1 protein-coding gene is annotated in these 1,240 nt (G+C 73.3%); it reads left to right on the top strand.

Going from position 1 to position 1,240, the window contains the following annotated elements; genetic code table 11:
* Nucleotides 1-168 precede the first annotated feature (168 nt).
* Nucleotides 169-1,080 carry a DNA-3-methyladenine glycosylase family protein gene (locus VT50_RS37145; protein WP_046091112.1) on the top strand — a complete coding sequence of 304 codons (912 nt, stop codon included), beginning with the start codon at nucleotides 169-171 and terminating at the stop codon, nucleotides 1,078-1,080.
* Nucleotides 1,081-1,240: the final 160 nt, after the last annotated feature.

Consider the following 1,240-nt stretch of genomic DNA (forward strand, 5'->3'; position numbering starts at 1 on the left):
GGGTGCGCCTCGGGAGTGGCCGGGGGCGGCTTGGCGCGGCTTGGGATGGCTTGGGGTGGCTGGGCGCCGTAAGGGCGGGATGTGCGGTCGGTGGTGTGGTGGGTTGGGTGGTGGGTTGGGTGGTGGGTGGCGGATTGGTGGGGCGGCGGTGGGCCGTAGGGTGGCCGCGTGTGTGTGAGACGTGTCTGGAGTCCCCCGGACCCCTGTGACCTCGCGCGTAACCTCGGCGTGCTGCAGCGAGGGCCCGGGGACCCCGCGTTTCAGATCGGTGCGGATGGCGCCTTCTGGCGGGCGAGCCGTACTCCGGCCGGGCCCGGGACCCTACGGATCGCGCGCGAGGGCACGGAGATCGAGGGGCGGGCGTGGGGGCCGGGGGCGGAGTGGCTGCTGGCCGGTCTGCCCGCCCTCCTCGGGGCGGATGACGACCCCTCGGCGTTCGTGCCCCGCCACCGGCTCATCCACGCGGTGCACCGGCGTCACCCCGGCCTCCGGCTCATCCGGACCGGACTGGTCCTGGAATCCCTGATCCCCTCGATCCTGGAGCAGAAGGTCACCGGCATCGAGGCGTACCGGGCCTGGCGGCTGCTGCTCCAGCGCCATGGCGAGCCCGCGCCCGGCCCGGCGGAGGGGATGCGGATGCGGGTCATGCCCGATCCGCGGGGCTGGGCGATGATTCCGTCGTGGGAGTGGCATCGGGCGGGCGTGGACGCCAAGCGCTCCTCGACGATTCTGCGGGCGGTCCGGGTTGCCCGGCGGCTGGAGGAGGCGACGTCCATGGACCTTGCCGCCGCGTCGGCCCGGCTGCGGTTGATTCCGGGTATTGGGCCGTGGACGGCGGCGGAGACGTTGCAGCGAAGCAATGGGATGCCGGATGCGGTAACGGTTGGCGATCTGCATTTGCCGGGGATTGTCGGGTATGCGTTGGCGGGGGTGCGGGGGGCGGATGATGAGGCGATGCTTGAGCTCTTGGCGCCTTATGCGGGGCAGCGGTATCGGGCGGCGCGGCTGATTTTGCTGTCCGGGCGGGTGCCATCTCGGCGGGCGCCTCGGATGGCGGTGCGGGACTTTCGGGGGATGTAGGGCGCGGGGGCGGGGTCGCCTTCGCCTTCGCCGGGCGCGGGGGTGTGGGTGCGGGGGTGTGAGTGCTTGCGGTGGTAAGCCCCCACCCCGCCCCTTCCCGAAACGATGGGGCTCCGCCCCCTCGCTCCCCGCCGGGGCTCCGCCCCGGACCCCGCTCCTC

This window comes from Streptomyces antioxidans (assembly GCF_000968685.2).
Taxonomy (GTDB): domain Bacteria; phylum Actinomycetota; class Actinomycetes; order Streptomycetales; family Streptomycetaceae; genus Streptomyces; species Streptomyces antioxidans.